This window comes from Burkholderia sp. AU28863, from assembly GCF_002223195.1.
Classification (GTDB): Bacteria; Pseudomonadota; Gammaproteobacteria; order Burkholderiales; family Burkholderiaceae; genus Burkholderia; species Burkholderia sola.
In genome coordinates, this window is sequence record NZ_NKFE01000003.1 from 747,871 (window position 1) to 772,325 (window position 24,455).

Here is a 24,455-nt window from a genome sequence, read left to right on the forward strand (position 1 = left end):
ATGAAGAACGAACACACCACACTGCTCGTCATCGGCGGCGGCCCGGGAGGCTACGTCGCCGCGATCCGCGCGGGGCAGCTCGGCATTCCGACGGTGCTCGTCGAGCGCGACCGGCTCGGCGGGACGTGCCTGAACATCGGCTGCATTCCGTCGAAGGCGCTGATCCACGTGGCCGACGCGTTCGAACAGGCGTGCGGCCATGCCGGCGAAGGGGCGCTCGGGATCCGCGTGCGCACGCCGGAGATCGACATCGCGAAAAGCGTCGCATGGAAGGACGGCATCGTCGACCGGCTGACGCGCGGCGTCGGCGCGCTGCTCAAGAAGAACGGCGTGCGCGTGCTGCACGGCGAAGCGCGCGTGGTCGACGGCAAGACCGTCGAGGTCGTCGGCGGCGGCCATACGGTGCGGATAGTTTGCGAGCACCTGTTGCTCGCGACCGGGTCCGAACCGGTCGAACTGCCGTCGATGCCGTTCGGCGGGCACGTCGTGTCATCGACCGAAGCGCTGTCGCCCGCGACGCTGCCGAAGCGGCTCGTCGTCGTCGGGGCCGGCTACATCGGGCTCGAACTCGGGACCGTCTATCGGAAGCTCGGCGTCGACGTCAGCGTCGTCGAAGCGGCCGAGCGCGTGCTGCCTGCATACGATGCCGAACTCGTGCGGCCGGTTGCCGATTCGCTCGCGCGGCTCGGCGTGCGGCTGTGGCTCGGCCACAAGGTGCTCGGCCTGGACGCGCACGGCGCGGTGCGCGTGCAGGCGGCCGATGGCGCCGAACAGACGCTGCCGGCCGACCGCGTGCTGGTTGCCGTGGGCCGTCGGCCGCGCGTCGACGGGTTCGGGCTCGAGTCGCTGATGCTCGATCGCAACGGCCGCGCGCTGCGGATCGACGACACATGCCGGACCTCGATGCGCAACGTGTGGGCGATCGGCGACGTCGCGGGCGAGCCGATGCTCGCGCATCGCGCGATGGCGCAAGGCGAGATGGTGGCCGAGCTGATCGCCGGCCGGCGTCGCCAGTTCACGCCCGCGTCGATTCCGGCCGTGTGCTTCACCGATCCCGAAATCGTGACGGCCGGTTGGTCGCCGGACGATGCACACGCGGCCGGCGTCGATTGTCTGAGCGCGTCGTTCCCGTTCGCGGCGAACGGGCGGGCGATGACGTTGCAGGCAACCGACGGATTCGTGCGCGTCGTCGCGCGGCGCGACAATCATCTGATCGTCGGCTGGCAGGCGGTCGGAGGCGGGGTGTCGGAGCTGGCCGCGGCTTTCTCGCAGTCGCTCGAAATGGGTGCGCGGCTGGAGGACATCGGCGGCACGATCCACGCGCATCCGACGCTCGGCGAAGCGCTGCAGGAAGCGGCGTTGCGCGCGCTCGGACACGCGCTGCATATCTGACGTAATCGCCTGACGGGGCGCCGCCGGTGCGTCACGCACGCATCGGCGGCGCTTGCGGCGTCTGATGGACTTCATGTTGTTTCAATCGGCATCCGCTCGCGCGGGATCGCGCCCGACAGCGCCGTAATTTTTCGAGACGAGTGGAGGGTTGTCGGCGTGGCGCCGGCCGACGATCATGTCGATAGCCGGAAACCGGGCCGCCTCGGTCCGCCAACGCAGGCTCCACACGGAAAAACCGACATGAAACTGCTGCTCGTCGGCGCGACCGGACTCGTCGGGCGCCACGTTCTCGACGTCGCGCTGGCCGATGCGCGGATCGATCAGGTGATCGTCCTCGCGCGCCGGCCGTTGACGCCGCATCCAAAGATGCGCGCGCTGGAAGTGGATTTCGACCATTTGCCCGACACGGCCGACTGGTGGCACGCGGATGCCGTGATCTGCACGCTCGGCACCACGATGCGGGCCGCCGGTTCGCAGGCGGCTTTCCGGCGCGTCGATCACGACTATCCGCTCGCGGTCGCGCGGCTCGCGCACCGGCACGGCACGCGGACCTACGTGCTGAATTCCGCGCTCGGCGCCGATGCTGCGTCGCGGATCTTCTACAACCGCGTGAAGGGCGAGGTCGAGCAGGCGCTCGCCGGCGTCGGGTTCGATTCGCTCACGTATGTGCGGCCGGGCCTGATCGGCGGCAGCCGCGACGAGTTCCGGTTCGGCGAGCGGCTGCTCGCGTTCGCGCTGAGCGCCGCCGCGCCCGCGCTGCCGGCGAAGTGGCGCGTGAATCCCGCACCGCGGATTGCGCGCGCATTGCTCGATGCGGCGATCGACGCACGGCCGGGCGTGCAGGTCGTCGCATCCGAGCGGCTGGTCTGATGCGGTGCGGGCGCGCCCGTCCGGCTGATCGGCTGCGTTTCCCGTGCGGTGACCGCTGCGCCCGACCGGGCCCCCGGGCAGGCCGAACTTTCATTTTTCCGACGTCCGGCTTGCGGCAATGCTGCGCCGGCGTGCCGCAATGACTCGGACGATTTCGAAAATCGCTTGATTCCGGGTAATCACCGATATCTCGCAAGTTGTATATACAAGATCATCCGCTGGCAATGTCGGCACACGTCGTGCCGCTTGCGCGCCAGCGTGCAGACCGTGCGTGCGTGGCGCATGCCGGCGATCCACGGCGCCCCGCATCCGCCGAGCCGAAAGGGCGGCTCGCAGCTTCCTGTCCCGTTCAAACCATGTGTGGTCCTGAGTATTTTGGAGATTGACCCGTGTCAACGAATTCCAGTGGAAAAGCCGGCGGACTGATCGAGGTACGCTCGATCGACTTCATTCCCGACGCCGAGCGCCACGGCGGCCTGCTGAGCCAGTTCACGCTGTGGCTGTCGGCGAACATGCAGATCACGGCCATCGTCACGGGCGCGCTCGCGGTCGTGCTCGGCGGCGACGTGTTCTGGTCGCTGGTCGCGCTGCTGCTCGGCCAGCTCGTCGGCGGCGCGGTGATGGCGCTGCACGGCGCGCAGGGGCCGCAGCTCGGGCTGCCGCAGATGATCTCGAGTCGCGTGCAGTTCGGCGTGTATGGCGCGATGATCCCGATCGTGCTCGTGTGCCTGATGTACATCGGCTTTTCCGCGAGCGGCTCGGTACTGGCCGGGCAAGCCGTCGCGCAACTGCTGCACGTCGACGACGCGGCCGGCATCCTGCTGTTCGCGGCCGTGATCGTCGTGCTGACCGTGTTCGGCTATCGCGCGATCCACTTCGTCGGCCGGATCGCGAGCGTGGTCGGCATCGTCGCGTTCGTCTACATGTTCGCGCAGTTGTTCGCGAACCACGACATCGGCGCGCTGCTCGCGAACAAGCATTTTTCGCTCGCGAGCTTCCTGCTCGCGATGTCGCTGTCCGCGTCGTGGCAGATCGCGTTCGGCCCGTACGTGGCCGACTATTCGCGCTACCTGCCGCGTTCGACGTCGTCGGTCGCGACGTTTCTCGCGGTCGGTCTCGGCTCGGTGATCGGCGCACAGGCGGCAATGGTGTTCGGTGTGTTCGCGGCCGCGCTCGCCGGCAGCCAGTTCGCGCACCATGAAGTGGCGTACATCGTCGGCCTCGGCTCGACCGGCGCCGTGGCCGCGCTGCTGTACTTCAGCATCGCGTTCGGCAAGGTGACGGTGACGGCGCTCAACGCGTACGGCAGCTTCATGTCGATGGCGACGATCGTCAGCGGCTTTCGCGGCAAGGGGGCGGTATCGTCGAAGAGCCGCCTCGTGTACATCTTCGGGATGATCTGCGTATCGACGCTGATCGCGCTCGCGGGCCGTCATTCGTTCCTGAAGGAATTCACCGCGTTCATCCTGTTCCTGCTCGCGTTCTTCACGCCGTGGAGCGCGATCAACCTGGTCGACTACTACTGCTTCACGCGTTCGCGCTACGACGTGCCGGCGCTGTCCGATCCCGACGGCCGCTACGGCCGCTGGAACGTGATGGCGATCGCGATCTACGTGGTCGGCATCCTGGTGCAACTGCCGTTCATGTCGACGCACATCTACACGGGGCCGCTCGTCGATGCGCTCGGCGGCACCGACATCTCGTGGATCCTCGGTCTCGTCGTGCCGGCCGTGCTGTATTACGTCGGCGCCCGCGCGTCGCGGCGCAGCATTCCCGAGCGCCTGATCCTGCCGCTCGAACGCGGCGAGGTCTGACACCGACGGATCACGTCGTTCGGCGGGCCGGTCTGCCGCCGGCCTGAGCGGCCCGATAGTGCCGAACCGGCGCGACCGGCAACCGCACCGCACATCATCCTCGTTATCCGCGATGCCGGCATGGCAGACCACCGTGCCCGGCATCGTTCCATTCTCCTTTCATTGAATAGCATGACTAAGAAAATGACCGCACGAGGACATCGTTCCCGGGCGCGACCGGCGCATGCCGGTCTTCGGATGGCCGTCGCGGCCGCTTGCGTCGCCGGTTCGGGAACCGCCTTCGCGCAGGACGGCGTCACGCTGTACGGCGTGATCGACGAATTCGCGCAGGTCGTGAATACGGGCAACGGCCACACGGCCGCGATCAACTCGGGTGGCCAGTGGGGCAGCCGGTTCGGGCTGAAGGGCGGCGAGGAGATCGGCGGCGGCCAGAAGATCGAGTTCGCGCTGGAAAACGGCTTCAACCCGAACGACGGCTCGCTCGCGAGCGCCGGCAGCCTGTTCAACCGGCAGGCATGGGTCGGCATCGCGGGACCGTGGGGCAAGGTGCGTGCGGGCCGCCAGAATTCGCCGCTGTTCAACGACCAGGGCGGGCAGGATGCGTTCGGCGGCGTCACGCAGGCGTCCGGCATGGACAACCTGACCGTGTTCGCGTTCCGCACGAGCAATACGCTGTCGTACCAGAGCCCGGAGATCGCCGGTTTCCAGGGCGGCCTGTACTTCGGGTTCGGCGAGGCGGGCGGCGTGCGCTCGGCCGGCTCCAGCCAGCAGTTCGACCTGACCTACGAGCACGGCTCGTTCGGCGCATTCGTCGCGGGCCAGTGGTTGAAGAACGCCGCGGCGACCACGACCGATCGCACGATCATGGCCGGTGCGTCTTACGAGATCGGCAAGGCCACCGTGTATGGCGGGTTCTCCGCGGTGAAGTGGGGCGACCTCGGAATCGATTCGCGCGTGTACGGGCTGTCGGTCAAATACCAGTTCAACCCGGCGAATGCGGTCGCGCTCGGCTACGCGTACCTGCACGACCGGTCGTCGCAAGGCAACAATGCAGATCAGCTCGGGCTGATGTACGAGTACGACCTGTCGAAGCGCACGAGCTTTTACGGCGCGCTGTCGTACCTGCGCAACCGCAACCAGGCCGGCTACACGCTCGCCGGCGCGGCGAACCCCGGCCTGCCGCTCGCGTACCCGGGCGCGAATGCGCGTGGCGTGCAACTCGGCATCGTGCATCGCTTCTGACGCACGCGATGCGCCGGGCCGCGTGTGTCCGGCGCGTGCATCGGGCGCACCCGCGTCATCACTTCCCCAGCCGCTCCGCGAGCGAGTAGCGCTGCATGCAGCGCTCCATCGCGTCGAGAAACGCATGCTCGGCCGCATTCATCTTGCGGTCGCGATGCCACAGCAGGAACACGTCGACATCGACGAGCCCGTCGTCGGGCGGCAACCGCCACAGCCGCTGCTGCGCGATGTCGTCGCGCACGATATGCTCGGGCAGGCAGCCGATCCCGTAGCCCGCGAAGATCAGCCGCCGCACTTCGTCGAGGCTCGGCGACGACGCGACGATGCGCCCCGTGAAGCCCTTCTGGTCGCGGAACACGGTGAGCGGCGACAGGCTGTCGCCGATCTGGTCGCTCGTGAACGACACGAAATTCTCCGCGAGCAGATCGTCCATCCGCAATTGCGTCTGCCCGAACAGCCGGTGATGGCGGCCGCAGTAGATCGCATAGCGCTGGCGCAGGAAGCACCGCATTTCGAGCTTGTCGTGCGGCGTGCGGCACAGGCCGAGCCCGGCCGTGGCCGTCTTCTGCAGCAGCGAGGAGAGAATGTCCGACGAGCGCATCACTTCGATCTGCAGATCGATACGCGGATACGCGCGATGGAAATCCGCGAGGCATTCGTCGTAGACGGGCGATTCGATACGGCTCACCGTCAGCAGCCGGATCGAGCCGGTCAGGTCGGCCGTACTGTCGTCGATTTCGGTTTCGAGGCGCGAGATGCCGCCGTAGATGTCGCTCGCGATCCGGTACACGGCTTCGCCGGCCGGCGTCGGCGCGAAGTGCGCGCCGCGCCGCTCGATCAGCCGGCGCTCGAGCGTCTCCTCGAGCCGCCGCAGCGCCTGGCTCACGGCCGGCTGCGTGACGTGCAGGCGCGCGGCCGCGCGGCTCACGCTGCGCTCCTGCATGATCACCAGGTAGGTGCGCAGCAGGTTCCAGTCGAGGCGATCGTTGAGGAACGGGGCGAGGTCGGGGCGCATCGGGTCTCCGGACTGGCGGCGAGCGGGCATTAGTTGAACTTATATGGTGAATAATAACTCGAAATTTGACTAATGATTTGCGGCCACCGATAAAGGAGGGGCGCCGCAGCGGTGCGGCGCGAGGCCGCGACAGACGGCCGTCCTCACGATATTGCGTGCCGCCCGCCGCGGCGCGCGTCAGGAGCCCGCATGACTGAGTCCCTTCCTTCCGCCCGCCAGCCGGCACGCGCCGCGACGGCCGCGTTCATCGGCACGATGATCGAGTGGTACGACTTCTACATCTACGCGACCGCTGCCGCGCTCGTGTTCGGCGAACTCTATTTCCCGTCGCACGACCCGTTCGTCAGCACGATGGCGTCGTTCGCGACGTTCGCGGTCGGCTTCTTCGCGCGTCCGCTCGGCGGCGTGATCTTCGGCCATCTCGGCGACCGCATCGGCCGCAAGAAGGCGCTGATGACGACGCTGATGATGATGGGCGTCGCGACCGTATGCGTCGGGCTGTTGCCCGCCTATTCGAAGGTCGGCGTCCTCGCGCCGGTGCTGCTCGTCGCGCTGCGTATCGTGCAGGGGATCGCGGTCGGCGGCGAATGGGGCGGCGCGGTGCTGATGGCGGGCGAGCATGCGCCGCAGGGGCGCCGCACGTTTTTCGCGTCGTTCGCGCAGCTCGGCAGCCCGGCCGGGCTGATCCTGTCGCTGATCGCGTTCCGCGCGGCCACGTCGATGGACAAGGCCGACTTCCTCGCGTGGGGCTGGCGCCTGCCGTTCCTCGCGAGCTCGGTGCTGCTAGTGGTCGGGATTCTGATCCGGCTCGGTGTGAACGAGTCGCCGGAATTCGCGCGGGTCAAGGAAGCGAACCGCACGGTGAAGCTGCCGGTCGCGGAAGTGTTCCGTTCCGCGTCCGGGCCCGTGCTGCTCTGCATCGGCGCGAACACGATCGGCATCGCGGGCGTCTATTTCACGAACACGTTCATGATCGCGTACACGACGCAGTACGTCGGCGTGTCGCGTTCGCTGATCCTCGACAGCCTGTTCGCGGTCGCGATCATCCAGTTCTTCGCGCAGCCGCTTGCGGCGTGGATCGCGGAGCGCATCGGCGGCGCGCGCTTCCTGAAGCTCGCGGCGCTGCTCGCAATGCTGTCGCCGTATCCGATGTTCATGCTCGTGCAGGGCGGGACGTCCGCGTCGCTGATCGCCGGCATCGCACTCGCCGTCGTCTGCATGGCCGGTTTCTATTCGGTGATCGCGGGCTTCGTCAGCGACGTGTTTCCCGCTCACGTGCGCTATTCGGCGATCTCGCTCGCGTACCAGATTTGCGGCGCGATCGCGGGCGGCCTGACGCCGCTCGTCGGCACATGGCTCGCGCATCGCTTCACGGGCCAGTGGTGGCCGCTCGCGGTGTTCTACACGTGTCTCGCCGGCATCTCGCTGCTCTGCATCGTCGCGCTCGATGCGCGCCGCGCCGCGCAGCCGGCCGCCGCCGAAGCGCTCGGCTCGCATTGAACCGCAACGAATGGATCGATCGGGAATCCCTATGAACGACCTGCTTGAAATCGACGGCGCCCGCCTGTGGCAGAGCCTGGCCGACATGGCGCGCGTCGGCGCGACCCCGCGCGGCGGCGTGCGGCGCGTCGCGCTCACCGATGACGACCGGCGCGGGCGCGACCTGTTCGCGCAATGGTGTCGCGACGCGGGGCTGACTGTGAGCGTCGATGCCGTCGGCAACCTGTTCGCGCGGCGCGACGGCGCCGATGCGCACGCCGCGCCGGTGCTGATCGGCAGCCATCTCGACACGCAGCCCGAGGGCGGCCGCTTCGACGGCGTCTATGGCGTGCTCGCCGCGCTCGAACTCGTGCGCACGCTGAACGACGCGGGCATCGCGACCGACAAGCCGCTCGAGATCGTGTCGTGGACCAACGAGGAAGGCGCGCGCTTCGCGCCGGCAATGCTCGGCTCGGCCGTATTCACGGGCGCGCTGCCGCTCGACGACGCGCTCGCGAAGCAGGACGCCGACGGCGTCACGCTCGGCGCGGCGCTCGACGCATGCGGCTATCGCGGCACGCGCGCAACGGGCGGCGCGGTCGACGCGTATTTCGAGGCGCATATCGAACAAGGGCCCGTACTTGAGGCGAACGGCACGACGATCGGCATCGTCACCGGCGGGCAGGCGATCCGCTGGCTCGACGTGACGGTGACGGGCGTGGCCGCGCACGCGGGCACGACGCCGATGCCGTATCGCAAGGACGCGTATTTCGCGAGTGCGCAGATCGCGCTCGAACTCGAACGGATCGTCGCCGCTTATGCACCGCGCGGGCTCGCGACGATCGGACAGGTCGGCATCCGCCACGCATCGCGCAACACGATTGCCGGCGAGCTGACGTTCACGGTCGACCTGCGTCATCACGACGATGCCGAAGTCGATGCGATGGAGCGCGACCTGCGCGAGGCGTGCGCCCGCATCGCCGCCGCGCGCGGCGTGCAAGTGGCGATCGACACCTGCTGGCGCAGCCCGGCGACGCCGTTCGACCGCGATTGCGTGGGGCGGGTGGCGCAGGCCGCGGCCGCGTTCGGCTACACGCACGAGCGGATCGTGAGCGGCGCCGGCCACGATGCGATCCTGCTCGCGCGCCGTTTCCCGACCGCGATGGTGTTCATTCCGTGCGTCGACGGCCTGTCGCACAACGAAGCCGAGGACGCATTGCCCGACGACGTGACGCGCGGCGCGAACGTACTGCTCCATGCGGTGCTGGCGCGCGCGGGCATCGCGGCGCGCGTCGACGCGGCGGCCGCCGCGCACGGCGCCTGATCCGGCGAATCGACGAGGACTACGATGAAAACCTATTTCCATCCCGAACAATTGCTGCACCATCCGCGCAGCTACCTGTCGCGCGGCCGGATGCGCGAACCGCAGGAAGTGCCCGAGCGCGCGGCGCGGCTCGTCGCGGCCGTCCGGTCGCTCGACTTCGACGTGCGCGAGCCGGCCGACCGCGGCACCGCGCCGATCGCGGCCGTGCACGACATGAACTACCTGCGCTTTCTCGAGGACGCGCACCGCGACTGGAAGCAGATGCCCGACGACTGGGGCGACGAAGTGATGTCGAACGTGTTCGTGCGCGATCCGAACCCGCTGCGCGGCGTGCTCGCGAAAGCCGCGCGCTATCTCGCCGACGGTAGTTGCCCGGTGGGCGCGAATACGTGGCGCGCGGCGTACTGGTCCGCGCAGGGTGCGCTGGCCGCGGCGGCCGACGTCAACGACGGCGCACGCGAAGCCTACGCGCTGTGCCGGCCGCCCGGCCATCATGCGCGCCGCGACGCGGCCGGCGGCTTCTGCTACCTGAACAACGCGGCGATCGCCGCGCAGGCGCTGCTCGGCCGCCATCGCCGCGTCGCGATTCTCGATACCGACATGCATCACGGGCAGGGCGTGCAGGAGATTTTCTACGGCCGCGACGATGTGCTGTACGTATCGATTCACGGCGACCCGACCAACTTCTACCCGGTCGTCGCGGGCTACGAGGAAGAGACGGGCGCGGGCGCCGGCGACGGCTTCAACCTCAATCTGCCGATGCCGCACGGCGCGCCGGAGTCGACGTTCTTCGCGCGGCTCGACGACGCGCTGCGCGCGCTCACGCGCTTCCAGCCCGATGCGCTCGTGCTTGCGCTCGGCTTCGACATCTACAAGGACGATCCGCAATCGCAGGTTGCGGTCACGACCGACGGGTTCGGCCGGCTCGGCGGCGCGATCGGCGCGCTCGGCTTGCCGACGGTGATCGTGCAGGAGGGCGGTTACCACCTCGAGAGTCTCGACGCGAACGCACGCGCGTTCTTCGGCGGGTTCGCCGCTCGGCGCTGACCGGGCCGTCGAACCGACCGCGCGCCGACAATGAAAACGGCCGCATGACGCGGCCGTGAGAATGCGTGCGGACGGTTCCGGATGGTCCCGACGTGCCCGCGCTTACGAATTCGCGGCGGCCGGCGAGCGGCGGCGCTGCGTGACCTGCAGCATGACGAGGGCGAGCCCGGCGGCGGCGATCAGCGCGCCGACGAGCGGCACCGCCGCGTAGCCGAACCCGGCCGAAATCGCCGCACCGCCGGCGGCGGCGCCCACCGCGTTGCCGAGATTGAACGCGCCGATGTTGACGGCCGACGCGAGGCCCGGCGCTTCGTGGGCCGCACGCATCACGCGCATCTGCAGCGGCGGCACCACCGCGAACGTCGCGATCCCCCAGACCAGCAGCGTGACGGCGGCGCCCGCATGGGTGGCGGCGAGCAGCGGGAACGCGGCCATCGTCGCGATCAGCAGCAAGAGGAAGCCGATCAGCGTGCCGTCGAGCGAGCGGTCGGCGAGGCGCCCGCCCGCGATGTTGCCGATCGAGAAGCCGACGCCGATCAGCACGAGCATCGCGGTCACGAAGCCGGGCGTGGCGCCCGTCAGGTGTGCGAGCGTCGGCGCGACGTACGTATAGAGCGTGAACATCGCGCCGGCGCCGAGTACCGTCGTCGCGAGCGCGCCGAGCACGACCGGGCGCGTGAGCACGGAGAGTTCGGCACGCAGGTCCGGCATCTTGCCGGCTTCGCCCTTCGGCAGCGCGGCGAACAGGCCGGCGATCGCGACCAGGCCCAGGCCCGCGGTCGCCGCGAACGACATGCGCCAGCCGATGATCTGGCCGAGCCAGGTCGCGGCCGGCACGCCACCGACATTCGCGATCGTCAGCCCCATGAACATCGTCGCGACCGCGCTGGCCTGCTTCTCGCGCGGCACGAGGCTCGCGGCGACCACCGAGCCGAGCCCGAAGAACGCGCCGTGGTTGAGGCTCGTCACGAGGCGAGCGAGCAGCAGCGTCGTGTAGTCGGGTGCGGCGGCCGACAGCAGGTTGCCGATCGTGAAGATCGACATCAGCGCGATCAGCGCGGAACGACGCGACCAGCGCGCGAGCAGCAGCGTCATCAGCGGCGCGCCGACCATCACGCCGATCGCATACGCGCTGATCAGCATGCCGGCTTGCGGAATCGATACGTGCACGCCGTCGGCGATCACGGGCAGCAGGCCCATCGGCGAGAACTCGGTCGTGCCGATGCCGAACGCGCCGGCGGCGAGCGCCAGCAGCGGCAGCGCGGCGCTGCCGCCCGGGCGGGACGGAGAAGAAGTCGTGGGGTTCACGCGGCGGGCTCCTGTAAGCGGGGGACAACGGCACGAAGCCATTGAGGTCAGCCCGAAGTGTGCCTGCATTACTTTTGCGGAAAAAGCCGCATCCGGACGAAATTATCTTGATTTCATGTCAACAATGCGGCGCGCGGGCGGCGTGTGGGGCGTGACTCGACACGCAACAGCAAAAAAGCCCCGACCACAGGGGGTCCGTGGCCGGGGCGGAAACGCATCCTCTCTTTGGCACGAGGGGTTGGATGCGCGGGCAGTATATTTCGGGCCAGGACGATTCGAATCGGCGTTAAACGGCCGTTTTGGGCGTCAATTTGAAAATAGCGTCGTCACGACGCCGCCCGTCGGCGTTCTGAAAGACTTTTCGGTGACACGGCGGTGTCGTTTAGTATGCAAAAACAGCGAAAACGGCGAGATGGCGGAAAGGCGATTCCGTCCATCGGCCGGCGCTGCCGGTCGCGTCGCCCGGCAGCGCGCCGATGCGCCCGGCGTACGTTCAGCCCGGTTCGCCGGCCGCGTCGCGGACCGCCGCGAGAAACCGCGCGACGACGGGCGACGGGGCCGCCGCCGCGCCGTCGAACACGAACTCGATGTCGAAGCGGCTCGCGAGCGCGTCGAGCGCGACGAGCCGGACCGTGCGCGGGCAGGTCGGCGACGCGCTTTCCGGCACGAACGCGCAGCCCATTCCGGCCGCGACGAGGCCGATCAGCGTCGGGATGTCGCTGCCGACCTGCGCGATGCGCGGCGTGAAGCCGGCCTGCTCGCATTGCGTCATCAGGAACCGGTGGTGCGCGGCGGAGCGCTGCGCATCGAACCAGACGAACGGCTCGTTCGCGACGTCGGCCAGCGTGCGCGGCGCGACGAAGCGGCCGCCCGGCGGCGCGGGCATCGCGAGCACGAAGCGGTCGCTCAGCAGCCGCACGCCCGTCAGGTGCGGCGCTTCCTCGCGACGCCACGCCATGATCCCGGCGTCGAGCTGGCCGCGCATCAGCGCGCTCGCCTGTTCGGCCGACAGCATCGGCGCGATCGACAGTTTCACGTCCGGGCACGCGTCGCGAAACGCCTTGAGGACGTTCGCGACGACCGGCAATGGGAGGCAGTTCGGCAGCGCGCCGAGCCGCAGTTCGCCGAGCTGGCCGGCCGCGCTGCGCAACGCGCGCTCGCGGCTGTCCTGCAGCATCGCGAGCAGGCCGGTCGCATCGCGCAGGAAGCTCGTCCCGGCCGCCGTGAGCGTGACGCCGGTCGCGCGACGGATCAGCAGCGGCGTGCCGATCGCGTCCTCGAGCTCGCGGATCTGCCGCGACAGCGCGGGTTGCACGATGCCGGCCGCGCGGGCGCCGGCCATCACGCTGCCGGCCTGGGCGACGGCGACGAAGTAGCGCAGGTGACGCAGTTCGATCTGGCGCATGCGGTGTCGGGTCTGGTGTGCGGATATGCCTGTGAAGCATAGCAAAAGCCATCCGATGGTATTGGAAAGCATGGCGGGCCTGCCGTACGATGACCGTCATTGCCGCATTCGCGTCGTCGCGCGTCGCGTGCGTTTCCTCCCGTTCTCATTGCGTCCCGTCCCATGCCGCTTCATATCCCGACCCCTTATATCCGCTCGCCGATCGCGTCCCGCCGGCTCGGCACGACCATCCGGCTGAAGCTCGAGGCGCTGCAGCCGTCGGGTTCGTTCAAGCTGCGCGGCATCGGCGCCGTCTGCGAGGCACGGCACGCCGCCGGTGCGCGGCGATTCGTGTCGTCGTCGGGCGGCAACGCGGGCATCGCGGTCGCGTACTGCGGCCGCGAGCTCGGCGTGCCGGTGCGCGTCGTCGTGCCGGAAAGCACATCGGCGCGGGCGCGCGAGCTGATCCGCGTCGAAGGCGCGGAACTCGTCGTGCACGGCGCGAGCTGGGCCGAGGCGAACGCGTTCGCTCAGTCGGGGCTCGACGCGCACGACGCGTTCGTGCATCCGTTCGACGATCGGGCGCTGTGGGACGGCCACGCGACGATGATCGACGAGATGGCGGCGGCCGGCCCGAAACCCGACGCGGTCGTGCTCGCGGTCGGCGGCGGCGGTCTGCTGTGCGGCGTGCTCGAAGGGCTCGCGCGCAACGGCTGGCACGACGTGCCGGTCGTCGCCGCTGAAACGGAAGGCGCCGACTGCTATGCGCGCTCGATCGCGCAGGGGCGCCCGGTCGAACTGGCGGCCATCTCGAGCATCGCGACGACGCTCGGCGCGAAGCGGCCGTGCGACGCGGCGGTCGAATGGGCGACACGCCACGCGATCCATCCGGTCGTCGTGTCCGATGCCGACGCGGTGGCTGCGTCGCTGCGGTTTCTCGACGAACACAGGATCGTCGTCGAGCCCGCGTGCGGCGCGGCGCTGGCCGCACTGGAGCGGCCGGTGCCGGTGCTCGCGTCGGCCGCGGACATCGCTGTGATCGTCTGCGGCGGCGTGACCACGACCGTCGAGGATCTGCAGACGCTGCGCGCGACGTTGCGGTAGGCGCGGGCGCCGGCGAGCAGCGCGGTCGCGGGACGGCGGATCGCTTGCGATTGTCGCGCGCGGTGGCGGCGAGCCTGGCGCGTGCATGGCGAACCGTCACGCGTCGACGTTGCCTTACCGTCAATCCCGCCAGGACATACGCGGCCGGCGCACGGCCGGATGGGCGGAAACGACCTCAGGGAATCATGCGGAAGGGTGACGTACCGTCGCGCCGCGCCGCATGCGGCCGGGCGCAACGGTACGGGAGCGCGATCAATTTGCGGTGGGTGCGCCCACGCCGGACGGCGTGGACGATGCGACGGGGTTGGCGGCAGCCGGCGCAGGCGATGCGCTTGACGGCGGCGATGCCGAGGTCGATGCGGACGTGGATGCCGTTGACGAAGACGCGGCCGAGGACGAGGACGGCGTAACGGTGGCCGCTGCTGCCGCTGGCGCCGAAGCAGACGCGGGCGCGGGCGCGGAAGCCGGCGCGGCCGTCGAACCGGAGGTCGACGAAGATGCGGGCGCGGTTGCCGGACCGGAAACCGGCTTAGGCGCCGAAGCCGGCGCAGCAGCCGAAGCGGGAGCCGGCGCAGGGGTCGACACAGGCGCCGGGCCAGCAGCCGAAGCCGGCGCGGGTGCCGAAGCCGCCGCGGGGGCCGCTCCCGACGCCGGCACCGACCCGGACGCCGTCGTCGGCGCCGCAGCGCGCATCGCAGCCGGCGCCGCGACGGCCGATGCCGCGGCCGGCACGGCATTCGCGCCCGAACCCGGCGCGACACCCGTCGCCGAAAGCGGCACCGGCGCCGCGGGCGGCGTCGGCACGACCGGCGTCGTCATCTTCATCGGTTCGCCCTGCGGGGTCGGCGCCGGCTCCGGCAGCGGCGCAACGGGCTCCTTCTCGGCGGCCTTCACGGTCGCGCGGTCGCGGCGCGCCGGATCGATCTTCAGGAAATGGTCGACGAGCGTGAAGAAGCGCTCATAGAACACGCCGGCGGGAATCGTCTCGCTCGCGGTCTTGACGAGCGCGTCGTCGCTCGACCCGATCGGCAGCGACAGCGAGCCGAACACGCTGAGGCCCACGCTGGCCGACGTATTCGATTTCTTCAGCGTATAGCGGTCCTGCACCGCGTTCACGTACGCGATGCTCGACGCGCCGTCCGCGGTCGCGTCCGCGCACACGACGTGAAACTCGATCACGACGTGCATGTCGTTGCTCGGCTGGAAATTCTTGCTGCCGTCGACCGCGTCGTTGCGCGATGACGACACCACGTAGCCCTGGCTCAGCAGCGCGCGCCGCGCGGCCTCGCAGGCCGCGTCGGATTTTGCGTGGAACGTATGCGCGTACGGGCTGGTGGCCGCGTCGAACTGTTCCTGCTGGTAGATCGGCTTGGGCGGCGACGAGCATGCCGCCAGCACGGTCGCGGCCGCGAGCGCGCACGAAACGGAAAACAGGCGAAATCGGTTGTGCATGGCGTCTTTCAGAAGGCTCGGCGAGAGGCGGCGCAAGGGGAGTGCCCGGATTGATGCGGCGCACATCTCGTATGGCCGGGGCGACATTATAGTTTCGTTTGATGTCGCGCTCGCTTCAGTCGGCCGGCGCGCCGCGCGCCGCGGCCAGCAATTGCGCCGTCAGCGGATGATGTTCGCCGCGCCGGGAGCGGATCGCGTGGATCTCCTCGGTCACGTCGCCCGCGCGCCCGAGCCGCCTGAGCCCGCGCAGCAGCGACGCATCGTTCGCGCCGAGTTCGCTCAGCGGAAACACGCCGAGGCCGCGCGCCGCGAATACGGCCATCAACGCGCTGTCCTCGAACTCGCCGGCCACGCGCGGCATGATCCGCTCGCTTTCCAGCCACACGTCGAGACGCACGCGCAATGCCGAATGCGCGGTCGGCAGCAGCACCGGAAGCTCGGCCAGGCAGTGCGGAAAGCGCTGCCGCGCGGCCGGCGTGACGAGCGCCGCGGGCCCGTACCAGTCGACCGGCGACGCGACGAGCCGCTCGCTCGTCACGCGCAGGTTCGACCCGGACGGCGCGCCTTGACCGGCCAGCACGAGATCCAGGTGGTGCAGCGCGAGTTCCGCGAGCAGCGCGTCGTGCTCGCCTTCGTGACACAACAGCCGCAGCGTGGGCGTGTCGAGCACCGGGGCCAGGATCGCGTGCGCGGCGAGCTTGGAGATGCCGTCCGCGAGGCCGACCGCGAGCCGCACGGTCGGCTGGCTGGCCGCCGCGCGCACGTCGTCGGGAATCAGCCGGCCCATTTCGAAGATGATTTCCGCGCGCGCAAAGGCGGCCTGCCCGGCGTCGGTCATCGCGACGCCGCGCCCGGCCGGGCGCAGCAACGGGTGCCCGAGCGCTTTCTCCAGCTCGCGCACCTGCGCGCTGATCGTCTGCACGGCCATGTCCAGCCGGCCGGCCGCGCGCGCGAAGCCGCCTTCCTTCACGACGACCCAGAAATAGTACAGATGGCGAAAATTCAGCATTGGAGCGCGACATATCGAAAAAACCGAACTTGGATTCAGATTCTCGCTGATTTTTCCGAAGTGCGGGTCGTCATATCATCAGGCTTTCCACTTTCGTATCGGCCCATCCCATGGACTACCTGCTGACGCTTGCCACCGACCCCGCCGTCTGGGCCGCGCTCCTGACGCTCGTCGTGATGGAAGTCGTGCTCGGCATCGACAACCTGATCTTCATCTCGATCCTCAGCAACAAGCTGCCCGAAGCGCAGCGCGCCCGCACGCAGCGCCTCGGCATCGCGCTCGCGCTGGTGATGCGCCTCGCGCTGCTCGGCAGCGTCGCGTGGATCGCGAGCCTGACCGAACCCGTGTTCACGCTGTTCGGCCATGCATTCTCGTGGCGCGACATGATCCTGCTGTCGGGCGGCCTGTTCCTCGTGTGGAAGGCGACCACCGAGATCCATCACCACGTGTCGCACGACGGCGACGGCGCGGGCGGGGCCGCCGGCGCGGCCGGCCTGACGATGTGGGCCGCGATCGGCCAGATCGTGATGCTCGACATCGTGTTCTCGATCGACAGCATCGTGACCGCGATCGGCATGACCGAGCACGTTCCGATCATGTTCGTCGCCGTGATCATCGCCGTGAGCGTGATGCTGTTCGCCGCGCAGCCGCTCGCACGCTTCATCGACCGCAACCCGACGATCGTGATGCTCGCGCTGTCGTTCCTGGTCGTGATCGGCATGACGCTGATCGCCGAAGGGTTCGGTTCGCACGTGCCGAAGGGGTACATCTACGCGGCGATGGCGTTCTCGGCGTTCGTCGAGGGCATGAACATGCTGGCGCGGCGCGCGAAGGCGAAGCGGGCCGCGCACGTGGCGCGCGACTGAGCCGGCGCGCGTGACGCCGGCCGCCGCGGCGGCGGCTCGCGCGCCTCATACGGAATCCGGATGACATTCGCACGGAAAGGAGAAATGCGATGAAATGTCCTGTCTGCAAGACGCCCGACCTGCTGATGGCCGAGCGCCAGTCGATCGAGATCGACTACTGTCCGACCTGCCGCGGCGTGTGGCTCGATCGCGGCGAACTCGACAAGCTGATCGCCCGCGAAACCGGCGACGCGCCGGCTCGCCGCGACGCCGCGCCGGCGCAACACGATGCGCACGCGCCGCGCGAGCGCGACGACGGCTGGGGGCGCGACGGCCGCTCGCACGACGAGCGATACCGGCACGACGGCCGGCGCCGCAAGAAGTCGGTGTTCGATCTCTTCGATTTCGATTGAAGCTGCCGTCCGCGCGCCTGAGCGCGCGCGGCCCGATGCAAAAAAAGCCTCGCCCGGCATCGTGCCGGAGCGGGGCTTTTTCATGCGCGTCGCGTCAGGACACGCGTCGACCCTTACGCGTTGCCGACCGTCACGTCGATGCGGCGCGGACGCGTTTCCTCGCGGCGCGGGATCGTCAGCGTCAGCACGCCGTCACGCAGGTTCGCGTCGATCCTCGACGTGTCGAGATCGGCGCTCAGCACGAACGACCGTGCATAGCGCGTCGCGCGCACTTCCGCGTGTCGCACGCGCAGATCGGCCGGCGTGTCGATATGCGTCGCGGCTTCGATCGTCAGCGTCGTGTCGTGCACCTTCACGTCGAGGTTCTCGCGCGGCACGCCGGGCAGATCGGCCCGCAGCGTGACGCCGCGCGCGTCCTCGACGATGTCGACGGACGGGGTGATCGCGGGCCGGCGCACGGCTTCGGCGGCGGCAGCGTGAACGGTGCTCGGTTGGCGTTCGGCCAGGGTCGGGTTCGTGTTCATGTCGGTATCCTGAAGATTACTGAATGGTGATCGCACGCGGCTTCGATGCTTCGCGCCGGCCGACGCGAATCAGCAGGCAGCCGTTCTCGTAGCGGGCGCTGACCTGGTCGGGGTCCGCGTCGCGCGGCAGTTCGACCACGCGGCGGAACGCGCCGTGAAAGCGCTCCTGCGCATACGTGCGTACGTCGTCGCCTTCGGTGCGCGGCGCCGGTTTGCGCTCGCCGCTGATCGTCAGCAGATCCTTGTCGATCGACACGTCGAAGTCGGCCGCGGCCATGCCGGGCGCGAACGCGACGATCTCGATCGCGTCGTCGGTCGCGCCGACGTTGAGTGCGGGAAACGTGCCGGCGCGCCCCGCGCGGATGCCGGACGGACGTTCGCCGAGCAGGCTCGTCATCTGCCGCTGCAGGCGGGCGAATTCGTCGAACAGGTCATAGCCGTGATGGATACCGCTCATGTTGGTCCTCCTGAACAGGGAACGCGGGAGACGTGACGGCGCGACGCCTGCGGCGGGCGCGACGGGTGGCTCCACGGGGTCGATACGGGGGCGGTGCGTTGCATGCGGCACTGCCAGCCGACGCTTAATTAGTGGCCGTCGCCGCGCATTTCAAGAGGCAAGGTGCAATCCGCGTCGACGCGTGCGCGGGGGATTCGATGCGACAATCGCCGCGGCATATCCGCAGACCAAACTACACGGGACAACCATGGACATTCGACGTATCGCGATCGTCGGCGCCGGCGTGATCGGCGCGAGCTGGGCTGCTTTCTACCTGACGCAAGGCTTCGACGTCGTCGCGACCGACCCGGCGCCGCAAGCCGATGCGCGGCTGCGCGACGCGCTTGCCGCCTTCCTCGGCGAGCGGGCCGCCGAACTTTCCGCGCGGCTGTCGTTCGACGCCGATCTCGTGCGCGCGCTGGACGGCGTCGACTTCGTGCAGGAGAACGGCCCCGAGCGGCTCGACCTGAAGCGCGCGCTTTACCGGCAGATGGACGACGTGTTGCCCGCGCACGTGCCGATCGCGTCGAGTTCGTCGGGCCTGAAGATGTCCGATATCCAGACCGCGTGCGCGAAGCATCCGGAGCGCTGCCTGATCGCGCATCCGTTCAATCCGCCGCACCTGATCCCGCTCGTCGAGCTGGTCGGCGGCGACGCGACCGCCCACGACGTGATCGCGCGCGTGAAGCAGTTCTACGATGCGCTCGGCAAGCAGACGATCGTGCTGAACAAGGAGATGACCGGCCACGTCGCGAACCGGCTCGCGGCCGCGCTGTTCCGCGAGGTGTATCACCTCGTCGGCGAAGGCGTCGTGAGCGTCGCCGATGCGGACAAGGCCGTCGCGTGGGGGCCCGGCCTGCGCTGGGGGCTGATGGGGCAGTGTCTGACCTATCACCTCGGCGGCGGCGCGGGCGGGATCGCGCATTTCGTCGAACACCTGTCGGGGCCGATCACGAGCTGGTGGGACGACCTCGGCGCGCCGTCGTTCGATCCGGAAGTCGATCGCAAGCTGACCGACGAGCTGCGCGCGATCCAGGGCGAGCGCTCGATGCAGGAACTGGCGGCGGAGCGCGACCGGTTGCTCGTCGAACTGATCGACGCGCGGCGCCGCAGCTTCCTGCCCTGATCCTGATCCCGATCCCGTCGCGCCGGCGCGACGGCGGCGCCGGTCTCATTGCTGCGACGTCGCCTGGCTGGCGGGCGGCACGTGGGCCAGCCAGGCGGGGCTCACGGCCTGCACGAGTTCGCGGTTGCGTGCGCGGGTCGCGGCGTTCGGCGGGTAGTTGCCGTCGTTCGTCGGCAGTTCGCCGTCGAGATAGGCCTGCTTGAGCTGGTCGATGACTTCCGCGCGCGTCAGGCCCTGTTGTGCGGGGGGCGACGCGTCGGTCTGGGCAAAGGCGGGGGACAGCAAGGCGGCTGCAGCGGTCGCGACGGCGAATCGCAGGGCGTTGATCATGGCGGGCTCCGATCGAGGGGACGGGGAACCGGACGCGCGGCGATGCGCGGTGCGTCCGGATGGGGCCCATTGTCGCGAGCGGGTGCTGCGCGGACGATGACGCGTTCCGGGCAAAGCTGTCAGGTGCGGTCGCGCCCGCGCGCGGTGCCGTTACAGCTCGGCCGCCGCCGTGATCAACGTGGCTTCCAGCGCGAGCGTCGAGCGCGACGCGGCCGCCGGGCGATCGATCACGTATTCGAGTTCGCCGAGTTCCGGCAACCCCGCGTCGAGCCGCGCGAGCCCGGCCGGGATCACGTAGCCGGCGAATGCGCTGACGCCGAGCCCTGCGCTCGCGGCCGCCCGCAGCACCGCGATGCTGCTGCTCACGACGGCGATCCGATACGGCCGCCCGATGGCCTCGAGCGATTCGAGCACGCGGCGGCGCGACACGCTCGGCTCCGGATGCATCGCGAGCGGCAGCACGGCCTCGTGGCCGGTGATCCGCGAATCGGGGCCGGTGCACCAGTACAGCGGTTCGCTGCGGATCACACGGCCGCGCCGGCTGCCGGCGATGCGTTTCGCGAACACGAGATCGTGCCGGCCCTCGTCGAGCGCGTCGAACAGGTCGCCCGACAGTCCGGTCGAGATCGCGAGCTCGACGTCCGGGTTGCGCTGCACGAAGCTCGCGAGCGCGGCCGTCAGGTGCGCCGACGCGAAATCCTCCGACATCGCGAGCCGCACCTTGCCCGACAGCGGCGGCCCGCATACCGACGTGACGGCCTCGTCCATCAGTTCGAGGATGCGCACCGCGTAGCGGAACAGCGCGTCGCCGTGCTGCGACAGGTGCACGTTGCGCGTGTCGCGCTCGAACAGCGGCCGGTCGAGCAGCTCCTCGAGCCGGCGGATATGCTGGCTGACGGTCGACTGCGACAGGTTCACGCGCTCGGACGCGGCGGTGAAGCTGCCGGACTGGGCGACGGCGACGAAGCTGCGCAGCAATTCGGGCGGTAACGGACGCATTGCTAAATCCACTGAATCGGTTTCGACAACTTCATAAATGGCCGGATTTTGCGGCGCTAGTATCGGATCACGCGCCAGTGCGGCCTCCGCGAACGAGGGGCACCGGACGCGTAGCCCGTGTCGCGCCGCCGGCTGCATCGATCAGTCTAAGCCATCCGGCGTCCGGCCCGAACCCGCATCATCCCATCGACCCCGAGAACGCGCTCGCACGACGAGCCGCCGGGCCGCGGCGCCCCGCCGCAGGAGACACACAGTCCGCCCGGGATCGGCGTGCGGGCCTGGCTCCCGCACGCGTCAGGCGCCCGTCACGAAGAGACTGGAGACGACTCATGATCATCTACGGAACCGCGCTGCTGGCGTTCTGCCACCTGGCCGGACTGTTCCTCGGCGATCTGCTCGGCAGCGCGATCGGCGTGAAAACCAACGTCGGCGGCGTCGGCATCGCGATGCTGCTGCTGATCTGCCTGCGCCTGTGGCTGCACCGGCGAGGCTGGCTGCCGAAGGAGACCGAGGCGGGCGTCGGCTTCTGGGGCGCGATGTATATCCCGGTCGTCGTCGCGATGGCCGCGAACCAGAACGTCGTCGCCGCGCTCAAGGGCGGGCCGGTCGCGCTGCTGGCCGCCGTCGGCGCGGTCGCGATCTGCGCATGCTGCATCGCGGTACTCGCGCGCACGGGCCGCGACGACACGGCCTTCGCGGGCGTGCCGCAATTCGAAGAACAATAACGGAGGCCGCCATGCTGCAGATGCTCGAAAAAACCGTCGCCCACAACGGGCTCGTCGCGTCGTTCGCGCTGGTCGGCCTGATCATGTGGCTGTCGTCGATCGCGTCGCGCAAGCTCACGTTCGGCCGCGTGCACGGCTCGGCGATCGCGATCGTGATCGGCCTCGTGCTCGCCTACGTCGGCGGCGCATTCACCGGTGGCGAGAAGGGGCTGGCCGACGTCAAGCTGTTCGCCGGCATCGGCCTGATGGGCGGTGCGATGCTGCGCGATTTCGCGATCGTCGCGACCGCGTTCGAAGTGCAGCCGACCGAGGCGCGCAAGGCCGGGCTCGTCGGCGTCGTGTCGCTGCTGCTCGGCACCGTGCTGCCGTTCATCGTCGGTGCGTGCGTCGCGCGCGCGTTCGGCTATACCGACGCGGTCAGCATGACGACGATCGGCGCGGGCGCCGTCACCTACATCGTCGGGCCCGTCACGGGCGCGGCGATCGGCGCGAGCTCCGACGTGATCGCGCTCAGCATCGCGACGGGGCTCGTGAAGGCGATCATCGTGATGGTCGGCACGCCGGTCGCGGCCAACTTCATGGGCCTGAAGACGCCGCGCTCCGCGATGATCTTCGGCGGCCTCGCCGGCACCGTCAGCGGCGTGAGCGCGGGGCTCGCCGCGACCGATCGCCGGCTCGTGCCGTACGGCGCGCTGGTCGCGACGTTCCACACCGGGGTTGGCTGCCTGCTCGGGCCGTCGCTGCTGTTCTTCACGACGCGCGCGCTGGTCGGCGCGTAGGGCAATGCGACGCGGCCCGCGTGCGGGCCGCATCCATCGCGGCGTCCTCTGAGTCGCATTCTGCAACATCATCAATCGGCGGCGGCGCCAGGCTTAGAATGCCGCTGAACCCTCGAAGCGGAGAACTGTTCATGACCGGATGGAATCACGCGCGGCAGGCGCGCGATGCACGCGTCGCGGCCGGCGCGGCGTACGCGCAGGGCAAGCGGGTCGACGCGCGCGACACCGTCGCGTTGCTCGAAGCGGTGCTGCGGCCCGGCGACCGCGTGTGCCTCGAAGGCGACAACCAGAAGCAGGCCGATCTGCTCGCCACCGCGCTCGCCGACGTCGACAGCGCCAAGATCCACGGCCTGCACATGGTGCAGTCGGGCGTCGTGCTGCCCGAGCACCTCGACGTGTTCGAGCGCGGCATCGCGACGCGTCTCGACTTCGCGTATTCGGGCCCGCAGTCGCAGCGCATCGCGAAGCTGCTGTTCGGCGGCAAGATCGCGCTCGGCGCGGTGCATACCTATCTCGAGCTGTTCGCCCGCTACTTCATCGACCTCACGCCGCAGGTCGCGCTGATCGCGGCCGTGAGCGCCGATCGCGACGGCAACCTGTACACGGGCCCGAACACCGAGGACACGCCGACCGTCGTCGAAGCCACCGCGTTCAAGGACGGCATCGTGATCGCGCAGGTCGACCGCATCGTCGACAAGGTGCCGCGCGTCGACATCCCGGGCGATCGCGTGCATTTCGTCGTCGAGGCCGGCCGGCCGTTCTACGTCGAGCCGCTGTTCACGCGCGACCCGGCCGCGATCACCGAGACGCAGATCCTCACCGCGATGCTCGCGATCAAGGGCCTCTACGAGCCGTACGGGATCAAGCGCCTGAACCACGGGATCGGCTTCAACACCGCCGCGATCGAGCTGCTGCTGCCGACCTACGGCGCGAAGCTCGGGCTGAAGGGCAAGGTGTGCACGCACTGGGCGCTCAATCCGCACCCGACGCTGATTCCCGCGATCGAATCGGGCTGGGTCGAGCAGATCCACTGCTTCGGCTCCGAAGTCGGGATGGACGACTACATCCGCGCGCGCTCCGACGTGTGGTTCACGGGCCCCGACGGGTCGCTGCGCTCGAACCGCGCGTTCTGCCAGACGGCCGGCCTCTATGCGTGCGACATGTTCATCGGCTCGACGCTGCAGATCGACCTGTCCGGCCATTCGTCGACGGTCACCGCCGAGCGCATCGCCGGCTTCGGCGGCGCGCCGAACATGGGCAGCGACGCGCGCGGCCGGCGCCATCCGAGCGAGCCGTGGCTGAAGGCCGGCGCGGAAGCCGACCCCGACACGCCGGCGGCGCTGCGGCGCGGCCGCAAGCTGGTCGTGCAGATCGGCGAGACGTTCGGCGACAAGAACGTGCCGATGTTCGTCGAGAAGCTCGACGCGCTGAAGCTTGCCGACAAGCTGCAGCTCGACCTCGCGCCGATCATGGTCTACGGCGACGACGTCACGCACATCGTCACCGAGGAGGGCATCGCGAACCTGCTGATGTGCCGCGACAAGGACGAACGCGAGCACGCGATCCGCGGCGTCGCCGGCTATACGGACGTCGGCCGCGGCCGCGACCGGAAGATGGTCGAACGGCTGCGCGAGCGCGGCGTGATCCGCCGCCCGGAGGATCTCGGCATCGATCCGCTCGACGCCGACCGCCGCTGGCTCGCCGCGCGTTCGATCAAGGATCTCGTGCACTGGTCGGGCGGGCTCTATGCGCCGCCGGCCCGGTTCCGCAACTGGTGA

Annotated in this window: 23 protein-coding genes; 14 read left to right on the forward strand and 9 right to left on the reverse strand. The window is 69.4% G+C overall.

Going from position 1 to position 24,455, the window contains the following annotated elements; genetic code table 11:
* From lpdA to CFB81_RS05885, 4 genes are all read left to right on the forward strand, one after another.
* Nucleotides 1–1,392, forward strand: a complete 1,392-nt coding sequence (gene lpdA / locus CFB81_RS05865) for a dihydrolipoyl dehydrogenase (protein WP_089434799.1) — start codon at nucleotides 1–3, stop codon at nucleotides 1,390–1,392.
* A 240-nt stretch (nucleotides 1,393–1,632) separates the two neighbouring features.
* A complete protein-coding gene (locus tag CFB81_RS05870; RefSeq protein ID WP_089434800.1) occupies nucleotides 1,633–2,262 on the forward strand; it encodes an NAD(P)H-binding protein in 630 nt (209 codons plus the stop codon).
* Between the two features lie 389 nt (nucleotides 2,263–2,651).
* A complete protein-coding gene (locus tag CFB81_RS05880) occupies nucleotides 2,652–4,076 on the forward strand; it encodes a cytosine permease (RefSeq protein ID WP_089434802.1) in 1,425 nt (474 codons plus the stop codon).
* A gap of 171 nt (nucleotides 4,077–4,247) precedes the next feature.
* Nucleotides 4,248–5,318: a porin gene (locus CFB81_RS05885; protein ID WP_089434803.1), complete on the forward strand. Its 1,071-nt coding sequence runs from the start codon at nucleotides 4,248–4,250 to the stop codon at nucleotides 5,316–5,318.
* Nucleotides 5,319–5,376: 58 nt separating this feature from the next.
* Here CFB81_RS05885 and CFB81_RS05890 read toward each other — a convergent pair whose 3' ends face one another.
* On the reverse strand, nucleotides 5,377–6,333 hold the full coding sequence (locus CFB81_RS05890; RefSeq protein ID WP_069617073.1) for a LysR family transcriptional regulator: 957 nt from the start codon (nucleotides 6,331–6,333) through the stop codon (nucleotides 5,377–5,379).
* A gap of 189 nt (nucleotides 6,334–6,522) precedes the next feature.
* Between CFB81_RS05890 and CFB81_RS05895 the strand changes: the two genes are divergently transcribed.
* Genes CFB81_RS05895 through CFB81_RS05905 form a run of 3 tightly spaced genes read left to right on the forward strand, consistent with a single transcriptional unit; the run spans nucleotide 6,523 to nucleotide 10,183 of the window.
* A complete protein-coding gene (locus CFB81_RS05895; protein WP_069617074.1) occupies nucleotides 6,523–7,833 on the forward strand; it encodes an MFS transporter in 1,311 nt (436 codons plus the stop codon).
* Between the two features lie 31 nt (nucleotides 7,834–7,864).
* Nucleotides 7,865–9,136, forward strand: a complete 1,272-nt coding sequence (locus tag CFB81_RS05900) for a Zn-dependent hydrolase (protein WP_089434804.1) — start codon at nucleotides 7,865–7,867, stop codon at nucleotides 9,134–9,136.
* Between the two features lie 24 nt (nucleotides 9,137–9,160).
* Nucleotides 9,161–10,183 carry a histone deacetylase family protein gene (locus CFB81_RS05905; protein WP_069617076.1) on the forward strand — a complete coding sequence of 341 codons (1,023 nt, stop codon included), beginning with the start codon at nucleotides 9,161–9,163 and terminating at the stop codon, nucleotides 10,181–10,183.
* Between the two features lie 102 nt (nucleotides 10,184–10,285).
* Here CFB81_RS05905 and CFB81_RS05910 read toward each other — a convergent pair whose 3' ends face one another.
* Complete coding sequence (locus tag CFB81_RS05910) at nucleotides 10,286–11,491, reverse strand: MFS transporter (RefSeq protein ID WP_089434805.1); 1,206 nt, start codon at nucleotides 11,489–11,491, stop codon at nucleotides 10,286–10,288.
* Between the two features lie 493 nt (nucleotides 11,492–11,984).
* The gene (locus tag CFB81_RS05915; protein ID WP_069617078.1) at nucleotides 11,985–12,896 is read right to left on the reverse strand and encodes a LysR family transcriptional regulator; all 912 of its coding nucleotides are present in this window, start codon (nucleotides 12,894–12,896) and stop codon (nucleotides 11,985–11,987) included.
* 162 nt (nucleotides 12,897–13,058) lie between these two features.
* On the opposite strand from CFB81_RS05915, the gene CFB81_RS05920 reads away from it, so the two are divergent.
* Nucleotides 13,059–13,979 (forward strand): pyridoxal-phosphate dependent enzyme, encoded by a 921-nt coding sequence (locus CFB81_RS05920; RefSeq protein WP_089434806.1) that lies wholly within the window; start codon nucleotides 13,059–13,061, stop codon nucleotides 13,977–13,979.
* A 252-nt stretch (nucleotides 13,980–14,231) separates the two neighbouring features.
* On the opposite strand, the gene CFB81_RS05925 is transcribed toward CFB81_RS05920, so the two are convergent.
* Nucleotides 14,232–15,431 carry a DUF2242 domain-containing protein gene (locus CFB81_RS05925; protein WP_089434807.1) on the reverse strand — a complete coding sequence of 400 codons (1,200 nt, stop codon included), beginning with the start codon at nucleotides 15,429–15,431 and terminating at the stop codon, nucleotides 14,232–14,234.
* A gap of 115 nt (nucleotides 15,432–15,546) precedes the next feature.
* On the reverse strand, nucleotides 15,547–16,440 hold the full coding sequence (locus tag CFB81_RS05930; RefSeq protein WP_089434808.1) for a LysR family transcriptional regulator: 894 nt from the start codon (nucleotides 16,438–16,440) through the stop codon (nucleotides 15,547–15,549).
* 110 nt (nucleotides 16,441–16,550) lie between these two features.
* Between CFB81_RS05930 and CFB81_RS05935 the strand changes: the two genes are divergently transcribed.
* Entirely contained in the window at nucleotides 16,551–17,306 is a 756-nt protein-coding gene (locus CFB81_RS05935) for a TerC family protein (RefSeq protein ID WP_089434809.1), read from the forward strand.
* 89 nt (nucleotides 17,307–17,395) lie between these two features.
* Nucleotides 17,396–17,698 carry a zf-TFIIB domain-containing protein gene (locus CFB81_RS05940; protein ID WP_089434810.1) on the forward strand — a complete coding sequence of 101 codons (303 nt, stop codon included), beginning with the start codon at nucleotides 17,396–17,398 and terminating at the stop codon, nucleotides 17,696–17,698.
* A 113-nt stretch (nucleotides 17,699–17,811) separates the two neighbouring features.
* On the opposite strand, the gene CFB81_RS05945 is transcribed toward CFB81_RS05940, so the two are convergent.
* Together CFB81_RS05945 and CFB81_RS05950 are read right to left on the reverse strand one after the other, a co-directional pair.
* Nucleotides 17,812–18,222, reverse strand: a complete 411-nt coding sequence (locus CFB81_RS05945; protein ID WP_069617084.1) for an Hsp20/alpha crystallin family protein — start codon at nucleotides 18,220–18,222, stop codon at nucleotides 17,812–17,814.
* A 16-nt stretch (nucleotides 18,223–18,238) separates the two neighbouring features.
* A complete protein-coding gene (locus tag CFB81_RS05950; RefSeq protein WP_069617085.1) occupies nucleotides 18,239–18,679 on the reverse strand; it encodes an Hsp20/alpha crystallin family protein in 441 nt (146 codons plus the stop codon).
* A gap of 247 nt (nucleotides 18,680–18,926) precedes the next feature.
* Between CFB81_RS05950 and CFB81_RS05955 the strand changes: the two genes are divergently transcribed.
* Nucleotides 18,927–19,844, forward strand: coding sequence for a 3-hydroxyacyl-CoA dehydrogenase NAD-binding domain-containing protein (locus tag CFB81_RS05955; RefSeq protein ID WP_089434811.1), 918 nt, complete (start codon nucleotides 18,927–18,929; stop codon nucleotides 19,842–19,844).
* Nucleotides 19,845–19,889: 45 nt separating this feature from the next.
* Here the strand turns inward: CFB81_RS05955 and CFB81_RS05960 are convergent, their stop codons facing one another.
* Both CFB81_RS05960 and CFB81_RS05965 read right to left on the reverse strand, forming a co-directional pair.
* Nucleotides 19,890–20,174, reverse strand: a complete 285-nt coding sequence (locus CFB81_RS05960; protein ID WP_089434812.1) for a DUF4148 domain-containing protein — start codon at nucleotides 20,172–20,174, stop codon at nucleotides 19,890–19,892.
* A 150-nt stretch (nucleotides 20,175–20,324) separates the two neighbouring features.
* Nucleotides 20,325–21,173 carry a LysR substrate-binding domain-containing protein gene (locus CFB81_RS05965; protein ID WP_069617088.1) on the reverse strand — a complete coding sequence of 283 codons (849 nt, stop codon included), beginning with the start codon at nucleotides 21,171–21,173 and terminating at the stop codon, nucleotides 20,325–20,327.
* 329 nt (nucleotides 21,174–21,502) lie between these two features.
* On the opposite strand from CFB81_RS05965, the gene madL reads away from it, so the two are divergent.
* The 3 genes from madL to mdcA all read left to right on the forward strand — a co-directional run bounded on the left by madL (nucleotide 21,503) and on the right by mdcA (nucleotide 24,455).
* A complete protein-coding gene (gene madL, locus CFB81_RS05970) occupies nucleotides 21,503–21,898 on the forward strand; it encodes a malonate transporter subunit MadL (RefSeq protein WP_006485307.1) in 396 nt (131 codons plus the stop codon).
* 11 nt (nucleotides 21,899–21,909) lie between these two features.
* Entirely contained in the window at nucleotides 21,910–22,677 is a 768-nt protein-coding gene (madM, locus tag CFB81_RS05975) for a malonate transporter subunit MadM (protein WP_027808885.1), read from the forward strand.
* Between the two features lie 131 nt (nucleotides 22,678–22,808).
* Nucleotides 22,809–24,455 (forward strand): malonate decarboxylase subunit alpha, encoded by a 1,647-nt coding sequence (mdcA, locus tag CFB81_RS05980; protein ID WP_069617089.1) that lies wholly within the window; start codon nucleotides 22,809–22,811, stop codon nucleotides 24,453–24,455.

Bases quoted from the DNA above. Each gene is read 5' to 3' on its own strand.
- lpdA (WP_089434799.1), top strand. From the start codon at position 1: ATGAAGAACGAACACACCACACTGCTCGTCATCGGCGGCGGCCCGGGA.
- CFB81_RS05870 (WP_089434800.1), top strand. From the start codon at position 1,633: ATGAAACTGCTGCTCGTCGGCGCGACCGGACTCGTCGGGCGCCACGTT.
- CFB81_RS05885 (WP_089434803.1), top strand. From the start codon at position 4,248: ATGACTAAGAAAATGACCGCACGAGGACATCGTTCCCGGGCGCGACCG.
- CFB81_RS05890 (WP_069617073.1), bottom strand. From the start codon at position 6,333: ATGCGCCCCGACCTCGCCCCGTTCCTCAACGATCGCCTCGACTGGAAC.
- CFB81_RS05895 (WP_069617074.1), top strand. From the start codon at position 6,523: ATGACTGAGTCCCTTCCTTCCGCCCGCCAGCCGGCACGCGCCGCGACG.
- CFB81_RS05900 (WP_089434804.1), top strand. From the start codon at position 7,865: ATGAACGACCTGCTTGAAATCGACGGCGCCCGCCTGTGGCAGAGCCTG.
- CFB81_RS05905 (WP_069617076.1), top strand. From the start codon at position 9,161: ATGAAAACCTATTTCCATCCCGAACAATTGCTGCACCATCCGCGCAGC.
- CFB81_RS05915 (WP_069617078.1), bottom strand. From the start codon at position 12,896: ATGCGCCAGATCGAACTGCGTCACCTGCGCTACTTCGTCGCCGTCGCC.
- CFB81_RS05920 (WP_089434806.1), top strand. From the start codon at position 13,059: ATGCCGCTTCATATCCCGACCCCTTATATCCGCTCGCCGATCGCGTCC.
- CFB81_RS05925 (WP_089434807.1), bottom strand. From the start codon at position 15,431: ATGCACAACCGATTTCGCCTGTTTTCCGTTTCGTGCGCGCTCGCGGCC.
- CFB81_RS05930 (WP_089434808.1), bottom strand. From the start codon at position 16,440: ATGCTGAATTTTCGCCATCTGTACTATTTCTGGGTCGTCGTGAAGGAA.
- CFB81_RS05935 (WP_089434809.1), top strand. From the start codon at position 16,551: ATGGACTACCTGCTGACGCTTGCCACCGACCCCGCCGTCTGGGCCGCG.
- CFB81_RS05940 (WP_089434810.1), top strand. From the start codon at position 17,396: ATGAAATGTCCTGTCTGCAAGACGCCCGACCTGCTGATGGCCGAGCGC.
- CFB81_RS05945 (WP_069617084.1), bottom strand. From the start codon at position 18,222: ATGAACACGAACCCGACCCTGGCCGAACGCCAACCGAGCACCGTTCAC.
- CFB81_RS05950 (WP_069617085.1), bottom strand. From the start codon at position 18,679: ATGAGCGGTATCCATCACGGCTATGACCTGTTCGACGAATTCGCCCGC.
- CFB81_RS05955 (WP_089434811.1), top strand. From the start codon at position 18,927: ATGGACATTCGACGTATCGCGATCGTCGGCGCCGGCGTGATCGGCGCG.
- CFB81_RS05960 (WP_089434812.1), bottom strand. From the start codon at position 20,174: ATGATCAACGCCCTGCGATTCGCCGTCGCGACCGCTGCAGCCGCCTTG.
- CFB81_RS05965 (WP_069617088.1), bottom strand. From the start codon at position 21,173: ATGCGTCCGTTACCGCCCGAATTGCTGCGCAGCTTCGTCGCCGTCGCC.
- madL (WP_006485307.1), top strand. From the start codon at position 21,503: ATGATCATCTACGGAACCGCGCTGCTGGCGTTCTGCCACCTGGCCGGA.
- madM (WP_027808885.1), top strand. From the start codon at position 21,910: ATGCTGCAGATGCTCGAAAAAACCGTCGCCCACAACGGGCTCGTCGCG.
- mdcA (WP_069617089.1), top strand. From the start codon at position 22,809: ATGACCGGATGGAATCACGCGCGGCAGGCGCGCGATGCACGCGTCGCG.